19 protein-coding genes, 1 tRNA gene and 3 pseudogenes are annotated in these 22371 nt (G+C 34.2%); 8 read left to right on the forward strand and 15 right to left on the reverse strand.

What is annotated here, in order from left to right; translation table 11 throughout:
• Nucleotides 1–192: 192 nt before the first annotated feature.
• Nucleotides 193–1053: a CPBP family intramembrane glutamic endopeptidase gene (locus ACQH2P_RS10450; RefSeq protein ID WP_425364034.1), complete on the reverse strand. Its 861-nt coding sequence runs from the start codon at nt 1051–1053 to the stop codon at nt 193–195.
• A 12-nt stretch (nt 1054–1065) separates the two neighbouring features.
• Nucleotides 1066–2379, reverse strand: coding sequence for a proline--tRNA ligase (proS, locus tag ACQH2P_RS10455; RefSeq protein ID WP_425364035.1), 1314 nt, complete (start codon nt 2377–2379; stop codon nt 1066–1068).
• 330 nt (nt 2380–2709) lie between these two features.
• Here proS and ACQH2P_RS10460 point away from each other — a divergent pair, with 330 nt between their 5' ends.
• The 3 genes from ACQH2P_RS10460 (at nt 2710) to ACQH2P_RS10470 (ending at nt 3959) form a co-directional block, all read left to right on the forward strand.
• On the forward strand, nt 2710–3210 hold the full coding sequence (locus tag ACQH2P_RS10460; protein WP_425364036.1) for a LexA family transcriptional regulator: 501 nt from the start codon (nt 2710–2712) through the stop codon (nt 3208–3210).
• Nucleotides 3134–3583 carry an IS630 family transposase gene (locus ACQH2P_RS10465; protein ID WP_425364037.1) on the forward strand — a complete coding sequence of 150 codons (450 nt, stop codon included), beginning with the start codon at nt 3134–3136 and terminating at the stop codon, nt 3581–3583. The genes ACQH2P_RS10460 and ACQH2P_RS10465 overlap by 77 nt, the downstream gene beginning before the upstream one ends.
• Before the next feature lie 285 nt (nt 3584–3868).
• A tRNA-Ser gene (locus tag ACQH2P_RS10470) sits at nt 3869–3959 on the forward strand.
• A 175-nt stretch (nt 3960–4134) separates the two neighbouring features.
• On the opposite strand, the pseudogene ACQH2P_RS10475 reads toward ACQH2P_RS10470, so the two are convergent.
• The 6 genes and pseudogenes from ACQH2P_RS10475 to ACQH2P_RS10500 all read right to left on the reverse strand — a co-directional run.
• Nucleotides 4135–4347: pseudogene (locus tag ACQH2P_RS10475) on the reverse strand (ATP-binding protein); the annotation flags it as partial.
• Nucleotides 4344–4517 carry a hypothetical protein gene (locus ACQH2P_RS10480; protein WP_425364038.1) on the reverse strand — a complete coding sequence of 58 codons (174 nt, stop codon included), beginning with the start codon at nt 4515–4517 and terminating at the stop codon, nt 4344–4346. The pseudogene ACQH2P_RS10475 and the gene ACQH2P_RS10480, both read right to left, overlap by 4 nt.
• A 384-nt stretch (nt 4518–4901) precedes the next feature.
• Nucleotides 4902–5507, reverse strand: coding sequence for a carbonic anhydrase (locus ACQH2P_RS10485; protein WP_425364039.1), 606 nt, complete (start codon nt 5505–5507; stop codon nt 4902–4904).
• 58 nt (nt 5508–5565) lie between these two features.
• A pseudogene (locus ACQH2P_RS10490) lies at nt 5566–5721 on the reverse strand (UbiX family flavin prenyltransferase); the annotation flags it as partial.
• A 5-nt stretch (nt 5722–5726) separates the two neighbouring features.
• A protein-coding gene (locus ACQH2P_RS10495; protein WP_425363003.1) for an IS630 family transposase occupies nt 5727–6610 on the reverse strand; the annotation gives its coding sequence in 2 pieces (ribosomal slippage) (nt 5727–6287 and nt 6290–6610; 882 coding nt in all).
• Nucleotides 6611–6677: 67 nt separating this feature from the next.
• Nucleotides 6678–7103 (reverse strand): annotated as a pseudogene (locus ACQH2P_RS10500) (UbiX family flavin prenyltransferase); the annotation flags it as partial.
• Nucleotides 7104–7229: 126 nt separating this feature from the next.
• Here ACQH2P_RS10500 and ACQH2P_RS10505 point away from each other — a divergent pair.
• A complete protein-coding gene (locus ACQH2P_RS10505) occupies nt 7230–7406 on the forward strand; it encodes a DUF465 domain-containing protein (protein ID WP_425364040.1) in 177 nt (58 codons plus the stop codon).
• Nucleotides 7407–7574: 168 nt separating this feature from the next.
• Complete coding sequence (gmk, locus tag ACQH2P_RS10510; protein WP_425364162.1) at nt 7575–8204, forward strand: guanylate kinase; 630 nt, start codon at nt 7575–7577, stop codon at nt 8202–8204.
• Between the two features lie 200 nt (nt 8205–8404).
• Here gmk and grpE read toward each other — a convergent pair whose 3' ends face one another.
• A complete protein-coding gene (gene grpE / locus ACQH2P_RS10515) occupies nt 8405–8992 on the reverse strand; it encodes a nucleotide exchange factor GrpE (RefSeq protein WP_425364041.1) in 588 nt (195 codons plus the stop codon).
• Between the two features lie 92 nt (nt 8993–9084).
• On the opposite strand from grpE, the gene rph reads away from it, so the two are divergent.
• Both rph and ACQH2P_RS10525 read left to right on the forward strand, forming a co-directional pair.
• The gene (gene rph / locus ACQH2P_RS10520; protein ID WP_425364042.1) at nt 9085–9810 is read left to right on the forward strand and encodes a ribonuclease PH; all 726 of its coding nucleotides are present in this window, start codon (nt 9085–9087) and stop codon (nt 9808–9810) included.
• Nucleotides 9811–10135: 325 nt separating this feature from the next.
• Entirely contained in the window at nt 10136–10549 is a 414-nt protein-coding gene (locus tag ACQH2P_RS10525) for a helix-turn-helix domain-containing protein (RefSeq protein WP_425364043.1), read from the forward strand.
• Between the two features lie 18 nt (nt 10550–10567).
• Here the strand turns inward: ACQH2P_RS10525 and ACQH2P_RS10530 are convergent, their stop codons facing one another.
• A complete protein-coding gene (locus ACQH2P_RS10530; RefSeq protein WP_425364044.1) occupies nt 10568–11386 on the reverse strand; it encodes an SPOR domain-containing protein in 819 nt (272 codons plus the stop codon).
• A 249-nt stretch (nt 11387–11635) separates the two neighbouring features.
• On the opposite strand from ACQH2P_RS10530, the gene ACQH2P_RS10535 reads away from it, so the two are divergent.
• On the forward strand, nt 11636–11809 hold the full coding sequence (locus ACQH2P_RS10535) for a DUF4372 domain-containing protein (RefSeq protein WP_425364163.1): 174 nt from the start codon (nt 11636–11638) through the stop codon (nt 11807–11809).
• A gap of 445 nt (nt 11810–12254) precedes the next feature.
• On the opposite strand, the gene ACQH2P_RS10540 is transcribed toward ACQH2P_RS10535, so the two are convergent.
• The 5 genes from ACQH2P_RS10540 to ACQH2P_RS10560 form a co-directional block, all read right to left on the reverse strand.
• Nucleotides 12255–16619 (reverse strand): pentapeptide repeat-containing protein, encoded by a 4365-nt coding sequence (locus ACQH2P_RS10540; RefSeq protein WP_425364045.1) that lies wholly within the window; start codon nt 16617–16619, stop codon nt 12255–12257.
• 134 nt (nt 16620–16753) lie between these two features.
• The gene (gene odhB, locus ACQH2P_RS10545) at nt 16754–17956 is read right to left on the reverse strand and encodes a 2-oxoglutarate dehydrogenase complex dihydrolipoyllysine-residue succinyltransferase (RefSeq protein WP_425364046.1); all 1203 of its coding nucleotides are present in this window, start codon (nt 17954–17956) and stop codon (nt 16754–16756) included.
• Between the two features lie 466 nt (nt 17957–18422).
• Nucleotides 18423–19421 (reverse strand): ribonucleotide-diphosphate reductase subunit beta, encoded by a 999-nt coding sequence (locus ACQH2P_RS10550; protein ID WP_425364047.1) that lies wholly within the window; start codon nt 19419–19421, stop codon nt 18423–18425.
• A 326-nt stretch (nt 19422–19747) separates the two neighbouring features.
• Nucleotides 19748–21574, reverse strand: coding sequence for a ribonucleoside-diphosphate reductase subunit alpha (locus ACQH2P_RS10555; RefSeq protein ID WP_425364048.1), 1827 nt, complete (start codon nt 21572–21574; stop codon nt 19748–19750).
• 186 nt (nt 21575–21760) lie between these two features.
• A complete protein-coding gene (locus tag ACQH2P_RS10560) occupies nt 21761–22267 on the reverse strand; it encodes a methylated-DNA--[protein]-cysteine S-methyltransferase (RefSeq protein ID WP_425364049.1) in 507 nt (168 codons plus the stop codon).
• Nucleotides 22268–22371 lie beyond the last annotated feature (104 nt).

A 22371-nucleotide genomic window follows, 5' to 3' on the forward strand; every position in this document is an offset into this window, starting at 1 on the left:
AGCATCTCCGTCATTGCCAGGAGTGTGTAAGCACTACGAAGCAATCCTGTTTTGTGTCATCCCTGCTTAATATTAATGTCATCCCTGCGAAAGCAGGTATCTTAGATTCCCGCCTACGCGGGAATGACAAGGGAGTGCAAGGATGACACAAAACAGGATTGCTTCGTTGCCTTCGGCTCCTCGCAATAACATTTAGGAACTTATCGAGTTAGCTATAGCTGGATAAGTAAAAAATAAAATATGGGTTAAGTTAAGCATAAAATGAGCAAGTATGCTTGCTTCAATTCTTTTCGTTACTTTATATATCCAACCATATAAGACTCCAGCTATTGTAGCTAAAATTACATATTTTAATCCTCCTGGATAGTGCAGCACCCCAAAGGAAACTGCAGGTATTAGTATTGCTACATTTCCAGAATATTTATATTTTAACTGATTTAATGATTCCTGGAAAAACCCTCTAAATAATCCCTCCTCAGCAACACAGGTAAAAAATAAATTATTGATTACCCATATCCATAAATTCTGCGGTATTTTTGGTGCAAATTTGATGTACTCAAATGCAATAGATAACACTACTATTACTAATATAACAATTGGTAATCTATAACAAACTTGTAAGAGTAATATTCTCCATTCGCTGCGAGTAGATGCTAAATCTAAAGTTAAACCTATAATAATTAAGCCTACAATTGTCTTATCTAAGTTTAAATATAGGGTGAATGGCAAAGCATCCGAAGTAAATTGTATTTTATCTAAAACTAATAAATTATTAAATCCTGGAATTAGATGCATCTCTAAAATTGCCCCAAATATGAACACTAAACCCCATAAGGCATATTTCCATTTAGTAGAAGATTTATGATACGAAACTACTAAATAAAAAAACAACAAAATTGCTAAAATAGCAATCAGGTTAGCTATATTACTAACAAATGATAAGATTAGAGTAATAGATAGAAATAACTGCCATGGTTTAAATTTTCCTTTGACAGGAAGGCATAATGATAAAACACTAATTAATAATGTTGTATATGTAAGATATTTTAGCAACATATTTCATTTCTAATTTCTTTGGGATAAGGATGCTGTACACCCTAGCATTCTATCAACAACATTAGCTACAGCCAACTCTTCTATTTTTCCTGTTCTACGATCTTTTAATTCGACCACATTATTGGCAGAGTTCTTGGAACCAATAATTATTTGGTACGGTGAACCTATAAGATCATGAGTGGCAAATTTTTTACCAGCTCTCTCATTCGTATCATCGTATAATACCTCTATTTTATTTGCTACAAATTTGTCATATAGATTTTGCGATAGTTCATTGCATTTACTATCAAGTATATTCAAATTTAATATTGATACCATAAAAGGAGCAATATTTGGCGGCCATATAATCCCTTTATCATCATGACTTGATTCGATTATGGCAGCTAAAAGTCTTGAAATACCTATACCATAAGAACTCATTTCCACTGGTAAAAGACTCCCATCACTAGTATTTACTAGAGCCTTCATTGCTTTCGAATATTTTGTGCCAATATAAAAAATATGTCCAACCTCAATACCCTTACTACTAGCAAGATTATCTTCCGATAACAAACATTTATCAGAATCATGCTTTTCTTCTGCTACTGCATATAAGGATTGTAATTTTTCAATATCTAAACTTTCCTGATCTGTTAAAGATAGAAACTTTTTGTCATAAAAAATAGTACTCTCACCATTATCAGCAAGAATATGAAACTCATGACTTAAATTACCACCAATCGGGCCATTATCGGCAAGTACTGGGATTACACGGAGTCCCATATCACGAAAAGTTTGCATATATGCTAGATACATCTGATTATAAGTTTTTATCGCACTTATTTGATCTATATCGAAAGAATATGCATCTTTCATTAAAAATTCCCTACCACGCATTACCCCAAAGCGAGGTCTAATTTCATCCCTAAATTTCCACTGAATATGATATAAGTTTTTTGGTAAATCTTTATAGGACTGAATATTATTCCTAAAAATATCAGTAACCATATCTTCATTAGTAGGCCCAAATAATAAAGTATTATCATGGCGATCTTGAAATTTTAACATTTCCTTACCGTAATTCTCAAATCTTCCAGATTCCATCCATAAAGATGCTGGTTGAATACAAGGCATTAATATTTCAATGGCACCTGCTTTATTCATATTAAGACGAACAATATTTTCAACATTTTTCAGGGCTTTTAATCCCATAGGCAACCAGCTATAAATCCCAGCAGATTGTTGTCTTATCATACCGCTTCTAAGCATTAATCTGTGAGAAACTACTTGTGCCTCTACTGGTTCTTCCTTTAGCACAGGTAAAAAATATTTTGATAGTAACATGAATAGACTCAAATGAATTAAAGAGTTGTGTATATAGCTAATCCGTTAAGGTTCTCATAGCTTTTCCGTCATTGCAAGAAGGTCATAAGACCGACGAAACAAATCCAGAAAAGTAACAAATGGATTGCTTCGTCGGCTCATGCCTCCTCGCAAGAGCAGGGAATATAGTGCAAAAATTCTTCTCCAATCCCTATACATACTATCGTTTCAGCAATCTTATAATTCTCTAAAAAAACTTCTATATTGTTTTTTTAGTGTTTTTTTGACAAAAGTCCCCAAATTTGACCTACAAAACAGTCTATTTTTAACCGTTTTTCACGGGGGGAAAGTATGACAGAATCGTTAATTTTCCCTGAGAATTTAGTTGAAAATACTGATGCTATTTTCTATAACATAGCCGGTAATTTCACCCCACCTGAATGGCGGAGCCTTACCAATAATTATGGTAAACAATTAAGTAAGACTTCTCGTCAACTTCTATCTTTGATAGTTTCTTGTATAAAAACTGATAACTACAACAATAATATACAAGAATTACAAGAAGGCTATCATTTTTTCCAACAAGAGCTAGGAGTTAGTCAAAGTAGGGTTAAACAATGTCTAACAGAATTACAAAAAAGTGGGTTCATTTATCATACTTTAATTACTACGGTCAAACATAACATAAAGTGCCGTAATATTTTATGTATCAAACTCCTTAAGAAATTTATGAATTTTCGTAAAGCTAATGATATAGTTATGCTCATAGGATTAGGTGATAAAGAACATAACGATTGTAAGTTGTCATTCCCGCGAAGGCGGGAATCTAGATACCTGCTTTCGCAAGGTTAACACAAAGTTTGTATCACCTAATTCAATAGGTTTCACTATAGTAGCTGGTTTGGTAAACAATCAATCGATAGCCCCTTTTGTTTTTAATGGAACTTGCAATACAGAGTTATTTAATAATTGGGTTGAGAAGTTTTTAATTAAAGAGTTAAAAGCAGGACAGGTTGTAGTTATGGATAATGCTAGTTTCCATAAATCAAAGAAGACAAAGGAATTAATAGAATCAGTTGGCTGCAAACTTATCTTTTTACCTCCATATTCACCAGACTTAAATCCCATAGAGAAGTTTTGGGCAAATATGAAACGATGGATTAAAAATAAGGTAACAGAAACTAGCAAATTATTTGAAATTATTGCTATGTTCTTTGTCACCTAATTCTATAGGTTTCACTATATATGGTGGAGCTAGCTTCTCCTTCCATAACAGGACTTTCACCTGTAAGACTAATGCACCTTTTCTTGGCACACACACACTTTCTTGGACAGAGCCTATGGCTAACCTGCTAATGTTTTAATAGCTCTTTTAGTTATAAGTATCTGTTCATTATGCTTGTAGCAATATACTAGTATCCAGAGCCTATTCGAGTTAGCTATATAAAATAATTATAGAAATACAAATAATTTAATGCTATAAGTATGTCATGCTATAGTCATATGACTTGGAGAGGTGGCCGAGAGGCTGAAGGCGACGGTTTGCTAAACCGTTATACGGGTTAACCGTATCGAGGGTTCGAATCCCTCTCTCTCCGCCATTCGGGACAGTTTGCTACTTTTTGTGTAAATTGTAATAAACTATTGCCCCCCTTGACCACAAAAAAAATTAGTTAATTTTGGTTAAAATTCAGATAAAATTCCCTAAAATCATTGGTAATTTTTAATTTATATAATAGTATATTATTTTAATCTTTATTCTGCATCTTTTCCTCCTCTAAAACTTTTATTACCAGTTTCTATGATTTGACAATGATGGGTTAGCCTATCGATAATTGCCTTTGTTGCCTTAGGATTACCAAATATATCTTCCCATTCTTCAAATCTCAAATGGGTGGTTATGATAAGCGAGGACTGTTCATATAATTTTGCAAACAGCTCAAATAGTAAGAATCTAGCCTCGGGTTTTATTGGTATAGTTATGCTCATAGGATTAGGTGATAAAGACCATAACGATTGTAAGTTGTCATTCCTAGCTGCGGCGGGAATCTAGATACCTGCTTTCGCAGGTATGACACAAAGTTTGTATCACCTAATTCAATAGGTTTCACTATATGACACAAAAATGGATTGCTTCGTCGGCTCACGCCTCCTCGCAATGACGCCAGTTATTTTTCCGCAACTTTTAAACTACCATGATAACCTCTAAACCCGCTCTACCTTCTAACTTTCGACAGTTGTGCTAGATTCCCGCCGTTGCTAAGAATGACAAGGGAGTACGGGAACATAAGTACCCTATTTTTTATTTTGTAGTGAAAGTGTAATTCGACATAATGTCCCAATTTAAGGAAAAAAAACCGATCTCTAACTGTCATTGCGAGGAGCCACTTTAGGCGACGAAGCAATCCAAAAGACCAGAAGTGGATTGCTTTGTCGTGTTTACACACTCCTAGCAATGACGCTTGTGTAGCATAATATCCTTATAATTTTTTGCTATTTTTACGATAGAATAAAAAATGTAGGGTACTTATGGAACAATTCCCTTAAGCAAGGGCTATATATGTCTGTTGCTTATTACAATAAGTAAAAATTTGTCCTGTTTTTATATCAAAAAACCATAAATGAATAATTAGTTCTTTCTTGCTTACCTGTTCATTGATCCATGGAAACATCATGCAATTTTGATATGATTGTTTAAGTGCTAATTTTGCATAATCATCAGCATTTTGTTGCCTAAAATTAGGTGTTTTTATTAGAGAAACCCAGTTAGTTATAAAGTCATTTTGCTGTGAATCATCACTATTTAATAATTTCTGAATTCCGCCGCATTGACTATGCCCTAATATAATTAAGTGTTCAATTCTCAAAAAACAAACTCCGAATTCTAAGGCAGCACTCGTACCATGATGATATGTATCTTTTTCATAAGGGGGAACGATATTTGCTACATTACGAACAACAAATAGATCTCCTGGATCGCACTGTAATATTAACGCGGGATCTACTCGTGAATCACAACAAGCAACTACCATAATCTTTGGTTGTTGACCATCACGGGATAGGCTGTGCATGATAGACTTATTACTATCAGCATATTTCTTTCTAAAGACTTGATAACCTTTTAGTATTTTGTCAAAACTTTGTTGCATTTGTTAATCCTTAAAACGTCACTGAAATTATAGCATATATTTTCCAAGCACTAATATGTTATTTTAGCCCATCCCAACGTTTTATCAAACCAGTATCAATATCAAAAATGTCAAGCACTCGAGAAATTGAGTGATTTATTATATCATCCAAGGTTTTTGGTAAATTATAAAAAGCTGGCACTGGAGGAGCAATTATCCCGCCATAACTTGTTATAGCACTTAACATATAGGTTCATACATTATTTTAAACGTTCTACAACTTGCCTCAAATACAGAAATACCTTTATCTAATAATTTTCTAATGTTATTTTTTATCGGAAACCAATGATGTTCAATAGGATTTAAATCAGGGGAATAAGGTGGTAAAAATTTTAGTTTGCAGCCAGCTTTTTCAATTAATTCTTTAGCCCTTTTGGATTTATGAAAGCTTGCATTATCAGCAATGACAACCTGTCCAGGCTTTAGCTCCGGCACAAGGCAATTTTCTATATAAGCTTCAAATACCTTACTATCACAGCTCCCAGTAAAGACTAGTGATGCGATTAAACTATTCTGATTTAACGCACCAATAAAACTTGTTCTTTCACTACGTTTTCCCGATTTACTCCCATTACAACGACTTCCTTTCATTGACCATCCATATTCATATGATTCATTATCATTTATGCCCGCTTCATCAAGATAAACACGTTTCTCTTTCGGCACTTTTTCTAATTCACTGAGAAAATCTTGTCGCTTTCCTTCATCTCTTTCTTTATACGCATATGTCTTTTTTTTCGAGTAATGTTGAGTTTCTTTAAAGCTCGGCTGATAGTCATTATACTTGCAACATTATCTAATTCTTTTGCTATTTCTGTAAGCGTTAACGAGTTACCTTTTTCTACTAAATGACGCAACTCCGATAAATCAGGGATTTTATGACCATATCCTTTCTGGTATCCCTCCTTTGACTTTATATCTCCAGTTTGTTTCTTTAATCTAATCCAATCATAGATTATTGACCGACTAATTTTAAAGGTTTCGCATGTAAGTGCTACTTTCTTATATTTCTCATAATGTTCTATAACTCTAGAACGTAAATCGTAACTGTAGGGGGATGCCATATTGCTATTATAAAATTTTTTTATTATTTATCATTATAACTTATTTGAATCCATATGTTAAGTGCTATACTTTCAACATATTCTCTAAATGCCCCCTATGTAAGGGCGTTTCTCTGATCATTAAGACTAGCTTTCTTTGCTCTTTCAGTATAACACCTGCCGCTCTACTGATTAAATTATTCTCAATGCTGCAAGCAACTGATGCAAGAGTTCTCATGCTACACGGAGCTATGATCATACCAAATGTCCTAAAAGAACCGCAAGCAATCCTACAACCAATATCTGAAAGGTTATAACAATAATCTGCTAAATCTTGTACTTGTTGTATAGAGTAATTTGTTTCATGCAGTATAGTCAAATGGGCAGATTTTGAGATAATTAAATGACTTTCAATATTTAACTGCCGCAAAATCTCAAGTAACCTTATACCATATATGGCTCCAGAAGCTCCAGAGATTGCCACAAGCAATTTTTTTTTATTATCACCAGTCATAGCTATATTTTTTCCTTTTAAAGTATATTATTTTGTATTAAAATAATATTTGGTTTTATAAAGTTGATTTTATAGAAATCTTAGTTTTTACTACCCTTAGTTTCTAATCGATTATGGAGTTTAAAAATGAATATCAATAACCACATACAAAGCTTACAAAAAAAACATGATGATTTACAAAGACTAATAAACGCCGCATTTTTACATTTGCAGGATGATACTAAAATCAAACAATTAAAGAAGCAAAAATTAATGTTAAAAGATAAAATTTTGTTGCTATATAAGGATATCTCCAACAATTAAATTTATTGATTCTCTTAAAGCAGAATGCTATAATTTAACAGCTTCTGTGAATTGGTTGTCTAAAGGTTTGTGTATAATTGTTTAGTACGGGTAATTCGTTTACTTTTTTTGTTTCAAATAAAAAATCCTTCTAGTATATTCAGAGACACTGATAAAAAAATAATAAATATGGTATTATCTCTGAAAAGTAAAGGATTAACTGTTATTTTGTCTTCTCCCTCGGCTGCTGGTAAATCCAGTTTAGTGAGAGCAGCTTTAAAAATAGACAGTAATCTTAGATTATCTGTCTCTGCAACCACCAGAAGTCCTAGAACAAGTGAGATTGATGGAGTAAATTACTATTTCAAAACCAAAGATGAATTTAATAGATTAATTGAACAAGATGCATTCCTTGAATATGCAAATATTTATAATAATTATTATGGAACGCCTAGAAAAATTGTAGAAGACTTACTAAATCAAGGACTAGATGTTTTGTTTGATATAGATTGGCAAGGCACAAAATCCATAAAAAAAATCTTATCAAATGTAATTACAATTTTTATTTTGCCTCCAACTCCTAGTATTTTGCAACAACGAATTCGAGATAGAGGGCAAGATAATAAAGAAGCAATAGAGTTGCGTATGAAATTGGCAACCAAAGAAGTGCAATACGCTAAATATTATGATTACGTGGTTATTAATGATGATTTTGACATTACTCTTAAAACTATATATTCGATAATCACCGCTGAACGTGTGAAAAGAATAAGACTTAATTTGGATAAGTTTTATAGTGATTGGCAATATGCGTTATAGCTAACCTGATTAGCATTTAGCCATAGTAAATTGGCGTCATTGCGAGGAGCTGCTTCAGTAGCGACGAAGCAATCTAATGAATGTGGATTGCTTCAACCACTATGTGGTTTCGCAATGACGTTTTGTACTTTTCTGCACTTTTAAAATTGCCATGAGGGTTATGTGTAAGATGAATTACTTTAGTTATTTCCGACAGGCTCCTAGGCAAGTATTTTCTTAGATACTTGTACTATAGCAGGTCTAAGTAATCGATCTTTTATCTTATAACCTGATTGCATAACTGCCATGATACTATCTTGATCATGTTCATCTGATACTATTTGTGAAATCGCATGATGTATATTATAATCAAATTTTTCCCCTAATAATGGTTCTATTGACTCTAGGCCGTGCTTTTGTAGTATGCTAGTCAACTCACCTTTAGTCATTTCTACGCCGGTAATAATATTAGCTAGCTCTCCTTCCATATTTTGTGGCTTATGCTCTAAAGCTCTAGCAAGATTGTCGTTAACACTGAGTAAATCTTTAGCAAAAGAAAAAATGGCATAATTTTTTGCCTCTTCAATTGATTTTTCTAAACGTTTCCTAGTATTGTCAGATTCAGCTATTGTTCTTAGCAATTTATCTTGTAAAATCTCAATTTGACTTTTCAAACTAACAATCTCTTGCAAGCTATCTTGTAGAACTAGGGTATCAGAAGACTGGTTTTCTACTTCATTTAGTAGTTGTTCATCAGCGTTAGTATCAATTTCTTGATTATTACTATTATTCTCTTGTTGTTTTTCCATATTTACAGCCTTTTTCCTTGCAAAAATCTACTTTCTTAACATATAGTGTAAAGCTTTGTATTTTCAAGTCAATTTTAATTAAGTAATAACATATGAGAGCTTTTGATAGAAAAAATAATCAATTACGTAATATTTCAATTGAACCTTCAGTTCTGCTTAACGCTGATGGTTCGTGTCTTATTAAGTTCGGCAATACTCATGTAATATGTAGTGCGACCTACGAAACAAGTGTCCCGCCATTTTTACGTGGGCAAAATCAAGGTTGGATAAGTGCTGAGTATGGTATGTTGCCACGCTCAACCCACCAACGTATCAAGCGTGAATCGACACAAGGAAAGCAATCAGGTAGAACGCAAGAGATTCAAAGGCTAATTGGCAGATCGATGCGTACGGCAATTGATCTAAAAGCCTTGGGAGAGAAACAAATTACCATTGATTGTGATGTAATTAATGCCGATGGTGGAACTAGAACAGCAGCAATTACAGGTAGTTATATTGCACTCCATCTAGCAATTAGATCATTAGTTGCTAGGAAGATACTTAAAACTAATCCTTTAATTAGCCAAGTGGCTGCCATTTCATGCGGTATATATAAGGGGCAGGCAATAGTTGATCTTGATTATTTAGAGGATAGCAATGCTGAAGTAGATGCCAATTTTGTTTTTGCAGGCAATGGAAATATAATAGAAATTCAAAGCACAGCTGAAAAAAACCCATTTACGGAAGAGCAATTTTATGATATGCTAAAATTAGCGAGGTGTGCTGCCTCTGATCTATTCAAGATGCAAAACCAAATATTATTAAGTAGCAAAAGTTAATCTATTAGGTTAACTTTTGCTATATAATTTTTCAAATAATTTGCATATATCTATTAGTGTAGTTGATTTTTATGATATATTGTTTACAGAAAGGATGAATTTTATAGTTAACCTGAAAGGAGGTACTTTAGTAGCGAAGAAGCAATCCAGAAAAGTGATTAAAATTGCTTCGTTTGGGCTTTCACCTCCTCGCTAAAATAACGTCAGTTTGCTATGGATAAATATTATTAGGGTTAGCTATAAAAAATAAATTATTAGTTGTTTACTTTTTAATAAATATACCTTAATATTTAGGAACATTAATTTTATAGACAAAGCTTTATTTATGGTAAATTTACAAACCAAACTTAACTCATTAATGACTCAAAAAAATATCAATGCCATAGAGATAGAGAAGAAAACTGGGTTAAGCAGAAATACTGTTTATAGCATTTTATATGGTAGTTCAAAAAACCCTAGTGCTACTAATTTACAATTAATTGCTAAAGCCTTGGATATTAATTTGGGAGCTCTTGTTGTTGATAACGAAGTAAGCACTGAGGTGCTAACTGTTGATCAGATGAAAATTTTTAGCAAATCTACTAGTTTAACCATTAATATGTTAATTGAAAAAAATTTAAACTTTTCATTTATCAATCTTACAGCTCTAATAAAAGAAGTATATGAATATGCTCTAAAAAAACAATCTGTTGATAATACATTTATAGATTGGATGATTGAGAAATATCACAAGCCTTAATCGTTCTTTGCCAGTAAATCAACGATTGGTGATTATACAACCTTGCTGATTGTCAGAGAGCTTCTTACATATAGCTTTAGCTTGGTTTATATTTTGGTAATTACCTACTAAGACTAAATAGAAAAAATTTCCTTTATTAGATTGTACTTTCTTGATATTTATCACCGTGTTATTAAGGATCTTTGCATATTTTTTTTTGATTCTTTCCCCTTCTTGGTTTGCTTCTGATTCAGATTTTACCGAAGCTATCTGAATTTTATATCCTCCTTGGTTTGACTTATTTAATAACTGTGTATCATCGATCTTACGACGTGGTTCAGTAACTTTTATTATATTTAAACCGACCTTATTTGAATTAGGTTGTGGGGCTACTGGAACAGTCTGTTGTTCTATTAAATTCTCCTTTTGTACTGGCTCGTTTTTTATTATATTAGGTAAAATTATTTCCGTTCCCTCTTCGTTTTTACTTAGTTTATGCTTCTCGTACCTAACCTGATCAGTTTCTATTATATCAAATAAAATTGTATCTATAGAGTCAATATCTTCATTACTTTGCACTGATTGTTGTTTAGTGATATTTAATGGCTTTTCCGGTTCAGGTTGTAATATTATAGCTTTACTAACCTTTTTTTGTTGTAAATTCTCGTAAATTATATTATTGGCATTTGGTACTACTATCCCCCCACTATCTTGTGGCTTAACTTTTGTCGGTAATTGATCATGGTAAATTGTCACTACCTGACCACCGCTATCCTGATTATAATTAGTATACACTAAATATGTAATGCCACTAAGTATTGAAAGAAAAATAATAATTCGGAAAACGCGATTAACCATATTTTTTATAAATATATTCCTTGAACTTCACGGTCATCCTTATTACCCAAATGTTATCAGGGCAGTTTATAAGCTAACCCGAATAAGTTCTTGATAATTTCTTCGCTATTAGCGACAAAACAATCCTGTCATTCCCGCGTAGGCGTACTAGTGTCCGGGTAAAATTTTGTCCCAAGGTTTATAAGGTGGCATAAGTCCTAAAGTTCAGGTATAATGCCTGTTAACACAACTTTAAAAAGGATTTATGCCATGTATCAACATAGCACATTTGGGGTAATTGTAAAATTATTAGATAGAGAAATAATATCAAAATCAGTAAAGAGCCATCAAAGTGATAAGTATAGCAAGAAATTTAGTACATGGAATCATTTAGTAACTATATTATTGGTCATTTTACTGATTGTCGAAGTTTGCGTGACCTAGGCCATAGCCCTACATTTTTTTTCTATCGTAAAAATAGCAAAAAATTATAAGGATATTATGCTACACAAGCGTCATTGCGAGGAGTGTGTAAGCACGACGAAGCAATCCACTTCTGGTCTTTTGGATTGCTTCGTCGCCTAAAGTGGCTCCTCGCAATGACAGTTAGAGATCGGTTTTTTTTCCTTAAATTGGGACATTATGTCGAATTACACTTTCACTACAAAATAAAAAATGTAGGGTATGGCATTCAGTAGAGATATAGATATGTTATCATGGATAAAAATTGCTATTTTTTCGAATCATACACCACTTAGGCCACCCATACCAAAATCGAAAGATACTCGTAACTTTCAGTTGTGTTTTGAGGAGCTTAATATGTAAATTTACCCGGACACTAGTGTGCTTTCGCAGGGATGACACAAAAATGACGTCAAATCTATTTTCTTTACTTTGCTAAGCTTCCACTATGCTTCCTTTTACTTTGCTCTATCAATATTGTTTGACCAGGCTTAGGTACCGATACTGGCGGAGCAACTTCTATTTTTTTTACAGTTGCTTTAGTCAAATCTGCATTTTTTAACAAAGGATTTGCTTTAACTTCCTCTTTTATATGACCAACAACTTTTATCTTATCTAAATTCATTGTTTTTTCTGGATGTTTTTTGTTATATTTTTTAATTTCTGGCAGAAGTGTAGTTAAGGTACTACCATCAATGGTAGCCCCTTCAAAGTTTATATGCTCTTTAAAAACGGCTCCCTTAAAAGAGCATTCTTTAAATACCGCATCTTTAATTGAACATTTACCTAACGTCACCTTATTAAAATTAAATCCTTTAACTTCAAAATTATCCAATTTCATGTCGACTGTTTCAAAAGACAGTCCTCTTAAATCTTTATTACTTAAAGAATAATCCAGTATTGGTGAGTATTGAGCTGGATGACTCCCTTTACTATACTCATAAGCTCGTTCCTGAAAAATGCTAGACAAATCTCTTTTTTCGTCTGGTTTAAGATTAGGCAGAATATCTCCAATAATCTGGCTCATTTCTTCACCAATTGCTTTTCCACGTGTTGCATTAGAGACAAAATGTTTTTGGAAATTATGCTTCAAAATATTGGCAGTAGCCCCTACAGCTAAAGTTAGAACTTTTTTATCAGATAACAAGCCAATCAATGGACGAACCATGGCACCATATTCCCCCTTACTATATGAAGCGGTTATTGCCCCTAGTTCTTGAGTATGATCCCCTAGAACCTTAACAACTACTTCACCCTTTAGTTTTAGTTTTTTACCCATCTCGGTTTCATTTAAAAATTTCTCAACCACAGAACCAAGATCTTTAGCATGCTTTATTAAAAGATTAGGTATTTCTTTCTGTAAAACTTCTTTGACCTTGGGATTATCCTTATTAAACTTAATAAGAGAATCTACTAATTTACTAACTTTTTCTGCTTGTTCAGATTTAGGTACATTCATAATATCTTTAGTTTGCTCTATAATTCGCCCTAACCCCTCTTTATCTTTTAAACAACTTTCAGTAAGTTCTGTTACTATCGGCAAGACATCAACAATAAACGGAATAGTTGCGGCTGTTGCATCATGTACAAATTTAGGGTTCAGACCATAAGAACGTATATTTTGCTGAACTTCCGGTTTATCCAAAAAACCTAGAATATTTTCTTTATTATCAGCAAAATATTTTGGTAAGGTCTGTTTTAAGGCGGGAGATAAACTTTGAACTACCTGATCAATATTACCTAAAATAGACGACACCATGGCTTTTTGCGTTTCTATTATTTCTTCTCTTCTTGTCGAAGATAAATTTTTATCAGTCAATAACTCTAAAGCAATATCTTGATGCTTCATATAAGACTCATAGATTACCACCACTTTAGGAGTATGATCTAATATTGTACCAGTTGCATTAATTGCAAACTGCACAGTATCATCAAAAAACTCTTTTGACACAAATCTAGTAAATCTATCATCTAGGACATTCCCAGCAATCTTGCTAATTTCCTTTTGATTAACTGGATTGCGTAAAAACTCAACTAAATCTTTTTTAACCACTTCTGCTACTTTAGGACTAACAAATATTTCTAAAGCGTTTTTTATGATCTTACGCCCTGATTTCTCGTTAGAAATCACTAGATTTTTATAAATTTTTTGTATTTTTTTGTTTGATTCTCCTGCTAACACACCATTTGCTAAATTTAGTGTTAGAGGCACCATTCCTCTAATAAAATTTTTATCTACTCCATTAAATATACCAGGACTAACTCCACCACTAGGTGCAGATTTTAATACAGTGCTTAAAATTGGCAATACAGAATACTTGGCTATAATTTCTTCCAAGAAGTCAGATTGAGTTCCATTCAGATCAGGAATATATCTCTCAAGCACTACGCCAGCTCCCTTGATCAAATTAGATGCATGCTCTACTTGTTCTGTTTGTAATTTTTGCTTTTCTTCAACTAATAACTTGCTACTTGATAATTTTGAACCAACCTCTTGAAATTTAAGGAAATTAGCATATAAATCTTTTATATCGGGTAAACTCCTAGCAGTTGAAGATAATGCAGTAACAACATCAAGAAACAATGCTCCAGTCTCTTTTAAAAAGCCTACTGCCATACTTGGCAAAGCATCCACCATCAATTGTAATTCTGCTTTCTCCAGTGCTGTTTGTTTATTTTGGAGTTCCTGTGGAACAATCTCTTGACCATTCTGAATAAATTTGCCTTTTAAACCAATCAAATCACCACCCACAATATCAGTATCAGCATCGATTGTGGCTTTAGACATACGAGCCTCAGCTAACTTTGCCGCCCGTAAACTAACCCCTTCTAACCTAACCTTTTCTGCTTGTACTTTTTCCAATATCGCTTGCTGTAGTTTTGATCTTGTAAGATCACTATTGGTAAAATTTACCTCGGTAAAATCAGCTTGCTGAGCTTCAATACGCCTCATTATACTATCCGAGAAATCAGCCCTTTGTGCATGAACTTTTTTCAGTATACTATAACTTGCATTAATTCCGTGGGCTTTAGCCCCTTCTAAAACAGCTTCTGTTAAATTAGCAAATTTTATATCGACATTTTCTAAAATAGCATTTTTGAAATTTGCTCTCGAGGCTTCCACCATATTTAGATTGGCACCAACAAAACTCACCCCTTCAGCTTTAATCCTTGTTAAAATAGCTGCTGCTAAATTCGCCCCCTCCAGCTTAGTCAAACTATCTAACTCAGCTTCTGATAAATCTATACCTTTTGCTTCTATATTCTCTAGCACGGTATTTTTAAATTGAACTTTATGTGCTTTAGCTCCTTGCATCAAAGCATTCGATAAATCACTATCTATAACTTTACACTCCGTTAGAATAGCTTTATCTAATATTGCATGCTGCATTTGTACTTTTCGTAAATCAGCTGAGATTAAAGAAATACCCTCTAAATTTGCCTGATTAAATGTTGAATCAGTAAATTTTGCATGATCCCAATTACCATTTTTTATATTCGCATAATCAAAATTGCAGTCGCTTATCACAACCTCTTGACCATTAGAACGAGACATAAAAGCATGAACAAACTGGCTCTTATCAGTAACAGTTGATTTACTTAGATTACTATTAAAGAAATTTGCGTTATCTGCTTTAACTCCTACAAAATTAGCTGCTACAAGCTCTGCACCTTCAAAACTTGCTTCACTAATATCAGTACCATTAAATTTACATCCGGACAAAACGGATCCAGAAAACACAGCTCCTCGCAAATCCGCTCCTGAAAAATCTAAACCAGACAAATCTACTCTATCATGCCATTCATTATTAGTAGAAATGTCAACTCTACTCGAACAATCCGCAATAATTCTTGCTCCTGCTATTATCTGCGATTGAGCTAATTTGCTTTTAGCAAAATCATTTAAAGTTAAATCTTTCTCGCCCTTTCTCGCCTCTAAATATTTCTCTATATCCTCTCGAGCTAGACGTACATATTGAGTTTCTTGATCCCGCTGTTCTTTAGTTGCTCCTCGCACATAAGCTGGATCAAAAGTACAGCTCTCACTGCCAAAAATATTTTGAAAAGTTTCATGCATTGCATTATCTTTTCTAGGGAATATTTTTTGCTCAACCATTAGATTCAGCTCTTCTTCCAACCTATCATATTCTGGATTATTAGTTTTATAACCAATAGCTTGCCATGATTTTTCTTTCAAGCTCAATTTTACATATGCATCATTTAACTCTTTTGTTTTACTCTTTACAATATCCTTCTGCTCTTTTTGGCGAACTAAATCACTTTTTATATCAGCGTATTTTCTACCTAAAGAAGAAGTGGTGCTGAATTTTATCCCCTCAATATCACTCTCCTTACCTATTTGAGAATATCCTTTATAGTCACCAGAAAATCTACAATTAGCAAGGTCGGCTCCTCTAAAATCTATATTTCTTAGGATAGTATCTTCGAAATAAGCATTGTCAAAATCAACATCGCAAAATACCGCGTCAGCTAAATTACATCCTTTAAAAGCAGTATTTTTAAATATACAACCAGTAAAATCTCCGCTTCTTAGATCTGTTATGTTATCAGCTCTACTAAAAGTCCTATCAGATAAATCCGCCGCTACTACTACCTTACTATCAGCAAAATATTTATCCTTTAAATATTGGTTAAGACTCAAACTTTCCTTAGGCTCACCTGCCAAAACTGTATGCTGAGCTGCAATATAATCCTTTATATCCTCATTAGTAGGACGAAACTTTTCGATTTTAACATCGAGATCATCAAAAACAGATTTTTCCTTTGCCATAACTTCTACTCCTAATTACTAATAAACAACTTTATGTCATTCCAATACCCTTTCCCTGCGAAAGTAGAGGCTCTTAGATTCCCGCCTACGCGGGAATGACACCAAGATCGCAAAGATGACATCCTTTATCCTAATCAGAGACTTAATAACAAACGCTCTGGATTTTCAATCAATTCCTTGATTTTTACAAGAAAAGTAACTGCTTCCTTACCATCAATAATACGATGATCATAGGATAAAGCTACATACATCATCGGACGTATTTCTATCTTGCCATTAACCACTACTGGTCTTTCTTCGGTCTTATGCAGACCCAAAATACCTGATTGAGGCGGGTTAATAATGGGGGTGGATAATAGTGACCCATAAACACCACCATTGGAAATAGTAAATGTTCCACCTGATAAATCAGACATCGACAACTTTCCTTCTCTAGCCTTTTTACCCAGACCAGCAATTTCTTTCTCAATACCAGCAAAACTCAATTTGTCAGCCTGCCTAACTATTGGTACTACTAACCCCTGCTCTGTCCCTACTGCCACACCAATATCATAATAATTCTTATACAGAATCTCATCCCCTTCTATCTCGGCATTTACCGAGGCTACCGCTTTCAGAGCTTCAATAGTAGCTTTTACAAAAAATGACATGAATCCCAGCTTAACACCATGCTTCTTCTCAAACTCTTCACGATACTGCATACGCAAATTAATAACTTTCAACATATCAATTTCATTAAAAGTCGTTAGAATAGCTGCGGTATTTTGTGATTGCTTCAAACGATCTGCAATAGTTTTACGAAGTCGTGACATTCTAACACGTTCTACCGCTCCTTCATTTGCCAACGCAATATTGGTTACAACAGGTGATTCAGTTTCTTTTGTAGACGAAGCCTTTGTCGATGAACTATTTATAAACTCTAATACATCTCCCTTAGTTACCCTACCCTCTCTACCAGTACCTTTTATGTCATCTAATGGCAGTTTATTTTCACTCACTAATCTTCGCACAGAAGGTGGAGAAGCTATGGCATTTATATTTGCAGATTGTTGTTGCACCTCTTTGCCCGACGTACTAGGTAAAGCTACAGCCGCAACTGCTCCTTCGGTAATTTGTCCGACGCTCTCACCGACAGATACCGCATCCCCCTCATTCTTAAATATTCCACTTATTACTCCAGATGAAACTGCATTCACTTCCAACGTAACTTTCTCTGTTTCAAGTTCTAAAAGTAGCTCATCCACTTTAACCACATCTCCTTGTTTTTTATGCCATTTGGCAATAGTAGCCTCTGATACTGACTCTCCAAGAGATGGAACTATAATTTCAATGCTCATATTATTTTTATTCTCCAATTATATTCTATAGCTAAACCGACTAGCATTACTCCGTCATTGCGAGGAAGTAGCAAAGCACAACGAAGCAATCCAAACCCAATCGTTTTCATGAATTGCTTCGTCGCCTTCGGCTCCTCGCAATGACGCCAATTTATTATGGCTAAATATATATTATACTCTATTTATATTCCCCACTAATAACAAAATAGCATAAATTTAGCCCAATTAGTAGTTATCCATGCAAACTAGTATCCCACAACTGTCGAAAGTTAGAAGAGGAAGCGGGTTTAGAGGTCATCATGGCAGTTAAAAAGTTGCGGAAAAATAACCGACGTCATTGCGAGGAGCCGTTTTGTGCGGCAACGAAGCAATCCATATTATACTAATTTTTATGGATTGCTTCGTCGTGCTTACGCCTCCTCGCAATGACGGAAGTATTGCTATGACTAAATGTTACTCGAGTTAGCTATATTATCTCTTGCTGACTTTTCTGCGTTTTATCCATCTTAGCAAATACCTCTTCCCATGATCCAGTGGTTGCAGCCTTAGTATATTCGGTTACCCTTGCTTCAAAGAAATTAGTATGCTCAGTACCGTTTAAGATTTCATCAAGCCAAGGCAATGGATTATTATCAATTAAATAAATTTCTTTAAGTCCAAGCTGCATTAACCTGCGATCAGCAATATAACGAATATATTGTTTTACTTCTCTAGCGGTTAACCCCTCAATACCACCAACTTCAAATGCCAGCTCAATAAAGGCATCTTCAAAATGGACAATAGTAGCACACGCCTCATAAAGACGACCACGCACCTCTTCAGTCCATACTTCAGGATTTTCTCTAATAAAAGTTTTAAATAACATGATGATTGAATCAGTATGTAAGGTCTCATCCCTTACTGACCAACTAATGATTTGCCCCATACCTTTCATTTTATTAAAACGAGGGAAATTAAGCAAAATGGCAAATGAAGCAAATAGCTGTAATCCTTCAGTAAATGCACCAAATACTGCTAAAGTTGTGGCAATATCTTCTTTCGTTTCTACACCAAAACGCTGCATATAATCATATTTATCTTTCATTTCTTTATATTTAAGAAACGCTGAATATTCAGTTTCTGGCATACCTACGGTATCAAGCAGATGAGAATAAGCAGCGATATGAATTGTTTCCATATTAGAAAATGCTGATAACATCATCAGTACTTCTGTTGGCTTAAATACCCTGGAGTAATGCTTCATATAACAATTATTTACCTCAATATCAGCTTGAGTAAAGAAACGAAATATTTGGGTTAATAAATGTTTTTCTCCTGGACTTAAATTATATTTCCAATCTTTTAGATCATCAGCTAGCGGCACTTCTTCTGGTAACCAATGAATTCGTTGTTGAATATGCCACGCTTCATAAGCCCATGGATAAGAAAATGGTTTGTAAATTGGACTGGCATCAAGTAAAGACATATTATATTTCCTTTTTTAAGTTTATTCGACTTTTAATTATACACGTAATTACTAGGAGACCATAAGATCGACGAAGTAAAGTCCCCAACGTCATTGCGAGAAGCTACTTTAGTAGCGACGAAGCAATCCATAAAATTAGTATAAATCTGGATTACCACTACACTCACGTGGTCTCGCAATGACGTTTGGGTAAAAGTACTTTCGTCATTGCGAGCGAACGTATGTGAGCGTGGCAATCCATGAAGCTTGTCATATGGATTGCTTCGTTGCCACTAAAGCGGCTCCTCGCAATGACGTCTGAGACTTAAACACTCCTAGCTAATAGTCTATTGACAGGATAAACACTCATCATATTTAGAAGAATCTTCTTGTTTTTTCTTATTAGCTATTTCGATATCTTTAAAGTCCACTTTTTTAACATCGTGTGACACTTTATCGGGTCTTTGAATTGAGGTTGATCTACAATAATATAAACTCTTTACTCCCTTTTTCCAGGCTCTAAAATGGATATTATTTAAATACATCTTACTTACATTGCCTGCTAAGAAAAGATTTAGAGATTGAGATTGCGAAATATGTGGTGTCCTATCTGCAGCTAGATCAATAAGCCAACTTTGATCAATCTCATGGGCAGTTTTAAAAATCTCTTTTTCATGGCTAGATAAAAAAGTCAGATGTTGAACTGAGCCTTCATGAGTGGCAATTGATGACCAAACCTGCTCATTATTAAAACCTTTGGTATTTAACAGTCTTTCTAAATATTTGTTACGTACATTAAAAGATCCGCTAAGAGTCTTTTGAACAAAACTATTAGCAGCAAATGGTTCAATTCCAGGCGAACTATTACCAGCAATAATTGATATTGATGCTGTGGGAGCAATAGCTGTTTTATTACTAAAACGCTCTTTACTACCTATTTCATCTGCATCAGGACAAGCACCACGTTCATCAGATAAAATTACTGAAGCTCTATCAACTTCTTTATGAATATGTTCAAATATTTGGTTATTCCAAACCTTTGCCATTACCGATTCTACTGGCACATCCTTTAATTGTAAAAATGAGTGAAAACCCATAACCCCTAAACCTACGCTACGTTCACGTATAGCTGAATATTTTGCTCGTTCCATGGTATTTGGAGCCTTAGTGATAAAATCTTCAAGTACATTATCTAAAAAACGCATTGCGGTAGGAATAAACTCGGGATCATTCTGCCAATCATCAAAATATTCTAAATTTACTGAAGATAGGCAACAAACAGCAGTTCTCGACTTACCCAAATGATCAATGCCTGTTGGCAAAGTAATCTCACTGCAAAGATTTGAAGTTTTTACCTGTAACCCAAGTTTTTTATGATGTTCGGGGATATATTTATTGATAGTATCAATAAATATAATATAAGGTTCTCCAGTTTCTATTCTAGTAGTTAATAACTTCACCCATATCTCTCTTGCCTTAACTACCCGTACAACTTTTTTAGTATCAGGGCTAACTAAAGGGAAATCATCATCATCTTCCACTGCTCGCATAAAGGCGTCTGTTACAGCTATACCATGATGAATATTCAAAGCTTTGCGATTAGTATCACCACCTGTATGACGTCTTAAATCGATGAATTCCTCAATTTCAGGATGATCAATTGGTAAATATATGGCAGCACTACCACGTCTAATTGACCCTTGGGAAATAGCTAAGGTCATAGAATCCACAACTTTGATGAATGGAATAATGCCAGAAGAACTACCTTTGCCTTTAATTGCCTCATTAATCGAACGGACATTGCCCCAATAGCTTCCTATACCACCACCGCGTGAGGCTAACCAAACATTTTCAGTCCAAAGATCTACAATACCTTCTAAACTATCATCTGTTTCATTTAGAAAACAGGAAATAGGCATCCCTCTATCAGTTCCACCATTACTAAGAACTGGAGTGGCTGGCATAAACCACAGCTTGCTTATATAATCATATAATTGCTGAGCATGTTGTGCATTATCAGCATAGTAGCTAGCGACTCTAGCGAATAAATCTTGAAAATCCTCTCCGGCTAGTAAGTACCTATCCTTTAGTACTGCTTTACCAAAATTAGTCAGTAAATCATCCCGTTTTTTATCAATTTCTATAGGAAATTTAGTATTTGCTTGCGTTGTCATGTTATATTATCTTAGTTTTTGAATTAATGTTGAGATTATATCTGAATTTACTAAAAATAAATGAAAAAAATCTAAATTATAGCAGATTTTTATCTTAACACTAAGTATTGCTAACCCGATTAGCATTATTCCGCTATTAGTGAGAAAACACGAATCCCAAACGACGTCAGATAAACAGTAATCGGGTTAGCTATAGTCTTTTTCTAGCTCTAAAAGTTTCTTCTTGATCTCAAGCCCCCCAGCGTAGCCAGTTAGTTTGCCATCAGTACCTATAACTCTATGACATGGCACTATAATTGACAGAGCGTTACGTGCGATAGCATTTGCTACTGCACGCACAGCTTTAGGAACAAATATTAAATCTGCAATATTCTTGTAGCCTATCACCCTACCATAAGGGATAGTAGAGATGGCGAACCATACTTTTTCTTGGAAATTAGTCCCAGTGAAACGGTAAGCTATGGTAAATTCCCTTCTAGCACCATTTACGTATTCTATTAATTCTTGGTAAGTTTGATCGAATATGCTAGAATTTTGCTGCTCATGATAATCACTGCTTAAAATTGGCACGTGTTTCCGCCCGACAAAATATAAACCTGTTAGGAAGTTGTCATCCGCTACCAATAACATCCTCAAATGATTTGAAGATGTTAGAGCAATTGGTAAGTCTATATATCTATATATTTTGGTCATTAATGTATAAATCCATGCAAACTGGCACTGCACCCGTCATTGCGAGACCACATAGTGGTCGTGGCAATCCATTTCTAATCATTTTCCTGGATTGCTTCGTTGAC

This window comes from Candidatus Tisiphia endosymbiont of Hybos culiciformis (assembly GCF_964030975.1).
In the GTDB taxonomy this organism is placed as follows: domain Bacteria; phylum Pseudomonadota; class Alphaproteobacteria; order Rickettsiales; family Rickettsiaceae; genus Tisiphia.

Coding starts and splice junctions, on each gene's coding strand:
- rph (WP_425364042.1), top strand. CDS start 9,085: ATGAGAGCTTTTGATAGAAAAAATAATCAATTACGTAATATTTCAATT.
- ACQH2P_RS10560 (WP_425364049.1), bottom strand. CDS start 22,267: ATGACCAAAATATATAGATATATAGACTTACCAATTGCTCTAACATCT.
- ACQH2P_RS10460 (WP_425364036.1), top strand. CDS start 2,710: ATGACAGAATCGTTAATTTTCCCTGAGAATTTAGTTGAAAATACTGAT.
- ACQH2P_RS10550 (WP_425364047.1), bottom strand. CDS start 19,421: ATGTCTTTACTTGATGCCAGTCCAATTTACAAACCATTTTCTTATCCA.
- ACQH2P_RS10535 (WP_425364163.1), top strand. CDS start 11,636: ATGTATCAACATAGCACATTTGGGGTAATTGTAAAATTATTAGATAGA.
- ACQH2P_RS10540 (WP_425364045.1), bottom strand. CDS start 16,619: ATGGCAAAGGAAAAATCTGTTTTTGATGATCTCGATGTTAAAATCGAA.
- proS (WP_425364035.1), bottom strand. CDS start 2,379: ATGTTACTATCAAAATATTTTTTACCTGTGCTAAAGGAAGAACCAGTA.
- ACQH2P_RS10555 (WP_425364048.1), bottom strand. CDS start 21,574: ATGACAACGCAAGCAAATACTAAATTTCCTATAGAAATTGATAAAAAA.
- ACQH2P_RS10525 (WP_425364043.1), top strand. CDS start 10,136: ATGGTAAATTTACAAACCAAACTTAACTCATTAATGACTCAAAAAAAT.
- ACQH2P_RS10485 (WP_425364039.1), bottom strand. CDS start 5,507: ATGCAACAAAGTTTTGACAAAATACTAAAAGGTTATCAAGTCTTTAGA.
- ACQH2P_RS10505 (WP_425364040.1), top strand. CDS start 7,230: ATGAATATCAATAACCACATACAAAGCTTACAAAAAAAACATGATGAT.
- grpE (WP_425364041.1), bottom strand. CDS start 8,992: ATGGAAAAACAACAAGAGAATAATAGTAATAATCAAGAAATTGATACT.
- ACQH2P_RS10530 (WP_425364044.1), bottom strand. CDS start 11,386: ATGGTTAATCGCGTTTTCCGAATTATTATTTTTCTTTCAATACTTAGT.
- odhB (WP_425364046.1), bottom strand. CDS start 17,956: ATGAGCATTGAAATTATAGTTCCATCTCTTGGAGAGTCAGTATCAGAG.
- gmk (WP_425364162.1), top strand. CDS start 7,575: ATGGTATTATCTCTGAAAAGTAAAGGATTAACTGTTATTTTGTCTTCT.